Here is a 5945-nt window from a genome sequence, read left to right on the forward strand (position 1 = left end):
GGGCGAGCGCAGAGGGCAGCGCCGCAGCCGGGAGCGCTGCGCCGGGCAGCGCGGCACCCGGCAGCGCTGCGCCGGAACCGACGACGGGGGCGACGTCGGGCCCCGCGTGGCGCCCGCCGTGGGCCTCCTCCGCCTCCGCCCAGTCGGGGACGAAGAGCGCGGTGGCCTCCACGGGCTCGGGGGCGCGCAGGCGGTCGTGCTCCGCCGGCTGCTCGAGCTGGTGCGCGTGGTCGGTCCACTGCTCGGCGAGGACGCCGGCCTCGGGCGAGGGCACCTCGTCCGGCACGAGGCCCGGCACGGCGTCGACGACCACGGGCGGGGCGCCCACGGCGGGCGCGTGCTCGCGGTCGCGGTGGATCTGGACGGTCACGTCGCCGAACGGCACGGTGACGGGCGCCTGCGGCTTGTGCACGACGACGTCGACCGCGTGCACGCCCGGGTGCGTCAGCGCGACCGCCGCGATCCGTTCGGCGACCGTCTCGACGAGGTCGGCCGGTTCGCCCGAGAGCACGCCGGCGACCTGCTCGCTGAGGACGCCGTAGTGGACGGTGAGGTCCAGGCGGTCCTCGGCCGCCGCCGGGCGGGTGTCGACGTGCAGCGTCACGTCGGCGACGAACGTCTGCCCGTCGCGCCGCTCGTGGTCGAACACCCCGTGGTGCCCGGTGGCCGTGATGCCGGACACGGTGATGCGGTCGCGGGCGGGGGCTCCCGCGGTCGGCTCATGCACGATGCTCTCCGTCCTGGATGGGCCTGCGCTGGTCGTCGTGCCGGTCCTGCCGGGGGCCTCGGGCCGCGGTCCAGGCGGCCGCCACCCGCACCGCGTCCGCCGAGCCTGCCACGTCGTGCACACGGACGCACCAGGCTCCGCCGAGGGCGGACAGCGCCGTGATGGCGGCCGTCGCGCCGTCGCGCGCGTCGGGCGGGGCGGGGCTGCCGTCGGGCGCGGCGAGGAGGTGCCCGAGGAACCGCTTGCGCGACGCGCCGACCAGCACGGGCCGCCCGAGCGACTGCAGCACGTCGAGGTGGGCGAGCAGCGGCCAGTTGTCGCTGCCCGGCTTGGCGAAGCCGAGCCCCGGGTCCAGCACGACCTGCTCGGGCCGCGCGCCGGCCGCCTCGAGCGCCGCGAGGCGCTGGGCGAGCTCGTCGCGCACGTCCGCGACGACGTCGTCGTACGTGGCGAGCGTGTCCATGACGTCGGCGTGACCGCGCCAGTGCATCGCGACGTACACGGCCCCGGTCTCGGCGACGACGTCGTACATGGCGGGGTCGGCGAGGCCGCCCGAGACGTCGTTGATGACGTGCGCCCCCGCGGCGACCGCGTCGCGCGCGACGTCGGCCCGGGTCGTGTCGACGCTCACGACGGCACCGGCGGCGACGAGCTCGCGGACGACCGGCAGCACGCGCCGTCGCTCCTCGTCGGGCGGCACGCGCGCCGCGCCGGGGCGCGTGGACTCGCCGCCGACGTCGAGCAGGTCAGCCCCGTCGGCGAGGAGCCGGTGGCCGTGCGCGACGGCGTCGCCCGGCTCGAACCACCGCCCGCCGTCGCTGAACGAGTCCGGCGTGACGTTGACGACCCCCATGACGAGCGTCCGGTCGAGCGCGGTGAGCCGCTCCGGCAGCGGCTCGGGATGCAGTCGCGTCACGCGCCCACCCTAGAGCCGCCGCCCCCCTCCCCCGCGCCGCGTGCCGAAGCGGCCCTGCGTGAAGGGTTACGCACGCCATGCGTGCGCAACCCTTCCCCGAAAGCCGACGTCGGCTCGTGGACGGGCGCCGGCGGGTGGCGGGGTCGGGCCGCGAAGCGACAGTGCTGTCAGCGGGCGAGGATGAGGCTCATGGCCTCGGCGCGCGTGGTGCCGTCGCGCATCTGGCCGCGGACGGCCGACGTGACCGTGCGGGAGCCCGGCTTGCGGACGCCGCGCATCGACATGCAGAGGTGCTCGCACTCGATGACCACGAGCACGCCGCGGGGCTGGAGGATCTCGACCATCGCGTCGGCGACCTGGGACGTCAGGCGTTCCTGCACCTGGGGCCGCCGCGCGAAGAGGTCGACCAGGCGGGCGATCTTCGACAGGCCCGTGATGCGGCCGTCGGGGCCCGGGATGTAGCCCACGTGCGCGACGCCGTGGAAGGGCACGAGGTGGTGCTCGCACGTCGAGTACACCTCGATGTCCTTGACCAGCACCATCTCCTCGTGGCCGAGGTCGAAGGTCGTGGTCAGGACGTCCCGCGGCTCCATGTGCAGACCGGCGAACGTCTCGGCGTAGGAGCGCGCGACGCGGGCCGGGGTGTCCCGGAGGCCGTCGCGGTCCGGGTCCTCGCCGACGGCGAGCAGCAGCTCGCGCACGGCGCGCTCGGCCCGCGCGTGGTCGTAGCGGATCGGGACGGCGACGCCGTCGGACACGACGACGTCCTCCGGCGTCCCCGCCTCGGACGGGAGCGGCAGGTCGTCCGCGGTGTGCGTCATGCCCGGCCCGGCCTCAGCCGTCGAGGCGAGGGGTCGCGCCGCCGACCGTGCCACCCGGCGGGACCTCGCCCACGGGCGACGCGGGGTGCTCGGGGCGGGCCGCCGCGGCCTCGTCCTGCGGGATCACGGGGTGGCCGTTCGACCCGGCCTTCTCGCGCGCCGTCTGCACGGGCGGGATGTCCGACGGTGTCCGGTCGGGGCCGGACAGCCAGACGTCGCGCGGCTCGCGCTTGGTGATCGGCTGGAAGATCGCGGCCAGCTCGGCCTGGTTGAGCGTCTCGCGCTCGAGCAGCTCGACGACGAGCGTGTCGAGCACCTCGCGGTAGGTGTTGAGCACCTCGTAGGCCTCGTCGTGCGCGAAGTCCATGAGCCGGCGGACCTCGACGTCGACGACCGAGGCGACGGACTCGGAGTATTCCTTGCCGTGGCCCATGTCGCGGCCGAGGAACACCTCGCCGCTGTCCTGGCCGAGCTTCACGGCGCCGATCTTCTCGCTCATGCCGTACTGCGTGACCATCTTCCGGGCGATCGCGGTCGCCTTCTCGATGTCGTTCGAGGCGCCCGTCGTCGGGTCGTGGAAGACGATCTCCTCCGCGACGCGGCCGCCCATGGCGTACGCGAGCTGGTCGAGCAGCTCGTTGCGGGTGGTCGAGTACTTGTCCTCCGCCGGCATGACCATGGTGTACCCGAGCGCCCGGCCGCGCGGCAGGATCGTCACCTTGGTCACCGGGTCCGTGTACCGGAGCGCCGCCGCCACCAGGGCGTGCCCGCCCTCGTGGTACGCGGTGATCTTCTTCTCCTTGTCGTTCATCAGCCGGGTCCGACGCTGCGGGCCGGCGATGACGCGGTCGATCGCCTCGTCGAGCTCGTGGTTGCCGAGCACCTGCAGGCCGCCGCGCGCGGTGAGCAGCGCCGCCTCGTTGAGCACGTTCGCGAGGTCCGCGCCGGTGAAGCCGGGGGTGCGCTTCGCGACCGCGTGGAGGTCGACGTCGGGCGCCATGGGCTTGCCCTTGGCGTGCACCGTGAGGATGCGCTCTCGGCCCCGCAGGTCAGGCGCGTCGACGGCCACCTGACGGTCGAAGCGTCCGGGGCGCAGCAGGGCCGGGTCGAGGATGTCGGGCCGGTTGGTCGCCGCGATGAGGATGACGTTCGCGTTGACGTCGAACCCGTCCATCTCGACGAGCATCTGGTTGAGCGTCTGCTCGCGCTCGTCGTGCCCACCGCCGAGCCCGGCACCACGGTGGCGGCCGACGGCGTCGATCTCGTCGATGAAGATGATGGCGGGCGCGTTCTGCTTCGCCTGGTCGAACAGGTCACGGACGCGGGACGCACCCACGCCGACGAACATCTCGACGAAGTCCGAGCCGGAGATCGAGTAGAACGGCACGCCGGCCTCGCCCGCGACGGCGCGCGCGAGCAGCGTCTTGCCGGTACCGGGCTGGCCGTAGAGCAGGACACCCTTGGGGATCTTGGCGCCGACCGCCTGGAACTTGGCCGGGTCCGCGAGGAACTCCTTGATCTCCTGGAGCTCCTCGACCGCCTCGTCCACGCCCGCGACGTCGGAGAACGTGACCTGCGGGGTCTCCTTGGAGACGAGCTTCGCCTTCGACTTGCCGAACTGCATGACGCGCGAGCCGCCGCCCTGCATGCGCGACATGAGGAACCAGAACAGGCCCAGGATGATGACGAACGGCAGGATCAGGCCGAGCAGGCTGGCCCACCACGACGTGCGCGGCACCTCGGAGTTGAACCCGCCCTCCGGGTCCGCCTCGACGATGGCCTCGACGACCGCCTCGCCCTGCGGCGCGACGTAGTAGAACTGCACGTTGCGGCCCTTGTCCCCGAAGTCCTCGGAGAGCGTGAGGTCGACGCGCTGCTGACCGTCGACGATCTTGGCCTGCTCGACGGTGTCCCCGCGGAGCAGCTCGAGCCCGTCCGAGGTGTCGATGCGCTGGATGCCCGACGTCATGAAGAACGACGACGCCCCCAGCCACAGGATGAGGACGGCCAGGAGGATCCAGATGGCGGGGCCACGAGTGAGGCGCTTGACGTTCATGGGTGACGGGGCCGGAGCCCTATCCCTCCTGGTTGCGGGGCAGGTCTGACGGGCACGTTACCCGCTGCCCGCCGCACGGGACGGCCGTGTTCGCGCAGGGCGCGACGGGGAACCCGCCCGGGCGTCCGGACGTTCCACCTCGAGCGCCCGCGCCACGACGAGCAGGAGCGGCCGCGTTGCGCCGACGCGAGCAGCCGGGCCCGACGATCGCGAGTCGGCGGCGGCGACGCCCCGCCTCAGTCGCCGTAGACGTGCGGTGCGAGCGTCCCCACGAACGGCAGGTTGCGGTAGCGCTCGGCGTAGTCGAGGCCGTAGCCGACGACGAACTCGGTCGGGATGTCGAAGCCCACGTAGCGCACGTCGACCTCGACGGTCGCGGCCTCGGGCTTGCGCAGCATCGTGGCGATCTCGACCGACGCCGGGCCGCGGCTGCGCAGGTTCGCGAGCAGCCACGAGAGCGTCAGGCCGGAGTCGATGATGTCCTCGACGATGAGCACGTGCCGACCCGTGAGGTCGGCGTCGAGGTCCTTGAGGATGCGCACGACGCCCGACGACGAGGTGCCTGCGCCGTACGACGACACCGCCATCCAGTCCATCTGCACGGACGTGTGCAGCCGGCGCGCGAGGTCCGCCATGACCATGACCGCGCCCTTGAGCACACCCACGAGCAGCAGCTCACGGCCCGCGTAGTCGGCGTCGATCTGAGCCGCCATCTCGTCGAGGCGGCTCTTCAGCTGCTCCTCCGTGAGGAGCACCCGCTCGAGGTCGTCACCCATGTCCGCCGGATCCACCGCAGCCGCTCCCGTCCTCGCGCACACGCCCGGCCGTCCGCCCGGGCACCCGGTCGTCCGCCTGCGGCGGAGCGACCCAGGTCAGCCTGCCACACCGGCGCAGCACCACGCCCCCGCCCGGCAGCGCCGCACCGCCCTGACCGTGCCAGTTGGTGACGAGCCGGTCCACGGCGTCGACGTGCGCGCTCGAGACGGCTCCCGACGGCGCCCCCCACGCGACGAGCGCCGCCCGCAGCGCGCGTCGCCGCACCGCGGGTGCGAGCGGTGCGAGCGCCGCGGCGTCGAGCTCAGGGGCGGGCCGGGGCTCCGGATCGTGCTCGCCCGCGCCCGGTCCCTCGGGCCCAGACGGCGCGGACGCCGGCGGGTCGTCCGGCTCGCGCCACGCCGAGGCGAGCGCCTCCTCCGCGAGCGCGCTGAGCACGTCGTCGTCCTCGCGGAGCAGGTCCGCGGTCCGGACGAGCGCGGCCGCGACACCCGGGCCCAGCACGGCCTCGAGGACGGGCACGACGTCGGCCCGGACCGCGCTCCGCAGGGGGACGCCGCCGCCGACGCCGCCCGGCACGCCCGGCCCGGGGATGTTGGTGGGGTCGTGCCAGGGCTCGAGCCCGAGGGCCGCGCACGCGCGCTCCGTGGT

Annotated in this window: 6 protein-coding genes; all 6 read right to left on the reverse strand. The window is 74.1% G+C overall.

The genetic code is table 11. The features are described 5' to 3' along the window. Positions 1 to 727: dihydroneopterin aldolase (gene folB / locus ICW40_RS13940; protein ID WP_308121804.1), on the reverse strand; the 727-nt coding region annotated here is incomplete at its 3' end. After that, entirely contained in the window at positions 720 to 1580 is an 861-nt protein-coding gene (gene folP / locus ICW40_RS13945) for a dihydropteroate synthase (protein WP_221654628.1), read from the reverse strand. The genes folB and folP, both read right to left, overlap by 8 nt. Before the next feature lie 230 nt (positions 1581 to 1810). After that, on the reverse strand, positions 1811 to 2464 hold the full coding sequence (gene folE, locus ICW40_RS13950; protein ID WP_221654623.1) for a GTP cyclohydrolase I FolE: 654 nt from the start codon (positions 2462 to 2464) through the stop codon (positions 1811 to 1813). A gap of 13 nt (positions 2465 to 2477) precedes the next feature. Next, the gene (gene ftsH, locus ICW40_RS13955) at positions 2478 to 4520 is read right to left on the reverse strand and encodes an ATP-dependent zinc metalloprotease FtsH (protein WP_221654624.1); all 2043 of its coding nucleotides are present in this window, start codon (positions 4518 to 4520) and stop codon (positions 2478 to 2480) included. Positions 4521 to 4756: 236 nt separating this feature from the next. Beyond that, positions 4757 to 5311, reverse strand: a complete 555-nt coding sequence (gene hpt / locus ICW40_RS13960; RefSeq protein ID WP_221654625.1) for a hypoxanthine phosphoribosyltransferase — start codon at positions 5309 to 5311, stop codon at positions 4757 to 4759. Then, positions 5289 to 5945 (reverse strand): TilS substrate-binding domain-containing protein (locus ICW40_RS13965; RefSeq protein ID WP_221654626.1); only part of this gene is annotated, 657 nt, incomplete at its 5' end. The genes ICW40_RS13965 and hpt, both read right to left, overlap by 23 nt.

It is taken from the genome of Actinotalea ferrariae (assembly GCF_019733465.1).
Lineage (GTDB): Bacteria > Actinomycetota > Actinomycetes > Actinomycetales > Cellulomonadaceae > Actinotalea > Actinotalea ferrariae_A.

Coding starts and splice junctions, on each gene's coding strand:
- folP (WP_221654628.1), bottom strand. CDS start 1,580: ATGGGGGTCGTCAACGTCACGCCGGACTCGTTCAGCGACGGCGGGCGG.
- folE (WP_221654623.1), bottom strand. CDS start 2,464: ATGACGCACACCGCGGACGACCTGCCGCTCCCGTCCGAGGCGGGGACG.
- ftsH (WP_221654624.1), bottom strand. CDS start 4,520: ATGAACGTCAAGCGCCTCACTCGTGGCCCCGCCATCTGGATCCTCCTG.